The organism is Oleiphilus sp. HI0061 (genome assembly GCF_001635675.1).
In genome coordinates, this window is record NZ_LWFE01000509.1 from 1 (window position 1) to 972 (window position 972).

Genomic DNA, 972 nt, shown 5'->3' on the forward strand with positions numbered 1-972 from the left:
TAAACACCATGGCTGGTGGAGGCTCCAATCTTACAATTCCAGCATTAATGGTAATGGGGATTCCTCCCGACATTGCAAATGCGACTAATCGAGTCAGTGTCGTACTTCAATCGTTTACTGCATACAGAGGTTTTGCCAAGCACGGAAAGCTTGATATTCCCGATATCAAATCTATTCTGCTTGTCACCATGCTTGGCGGGCTTGTTGGTGCTGCATTCGCCTCTTATATGCCTGCTGACTACCTGAAACCAACCTTGCTCGGCGCGATGATTATCATGGCCGGCATAATCTTATTTAAGCCCTCCGCTATTGCGGTAACTGAAGGCACCAAGGCTTTTTCAGTAATGGAGCAAAAGCAATCTATACCAATGCTTTTTATAGCCGGGTTTTACGGTGGGTTCGTCCAAGCGGGCGTTGGTTTTATTTTAATTGCTGCGATTGCTGGAGGCCTCCGTTACGATCTGGCTCGAACCAACGCGCTAAAGGTGGTGTGCACACTCGGTTTTACTCTAGTTGCTCTCGGTCTTTTTGTATGGCGGGACCAAGTATGGTGGGCGCCAGGCCTCTTGCTCGCGGTCGGTTCTGTTGCAGGTGCTTACCTGGCTGTGAAGATCACAATTAATGTCAGTCAGAATACGCTAAAGTGGTTCCTGTTTATTATGACTATATTTGCAAGCATTGCCGCGCTCCTCAGTTAAATGCTCGAAACATAAAATTAACTTAATGCTACAAACAATTCAGGAAATATTATTTGCATTAACTATACTCTAATTCACATATTCGATTTTTTACGACTAATATTATTTGGAGCAAAGTATGTCAGGCGGAGAAAAGTTACTAACACTCGCTGAAGCAAGCGCAATGATGGGAAAAACCGAAGTTACGGTGAAACGCTATGCCCGCGAGAGCTTAATTAAAAGCGTTAAACAAGGAAGCGAGCTCATGTTTCCTGAAGATGCTGTTATTAAGTAT

2 protein-coding genes are annotated in these 972 nt (G+C 44.3%); both read left to right on the forward strand.

Annotation, left to right across the window (positions count from 1 at the left end; translation table 11 throughout):
* A partial coding sequence (locus A3735_RS06745) for a sulfite exporter TauE/SafE family protein (protein WP_068637802.1) occupies positions 1-698 on the forward strand: 698 nt, incomplete at its 5' end.
* A 118-nt stretch (positions 699-816) separates the two neighbouring features.
* Positions 817-972 (forward strand): helix-turn-helix domain-containing protein (locus A3735_RS06750; protein WP_068637804.1); only part of this gene is annotated, 156 nt, incomplete at its 3' end.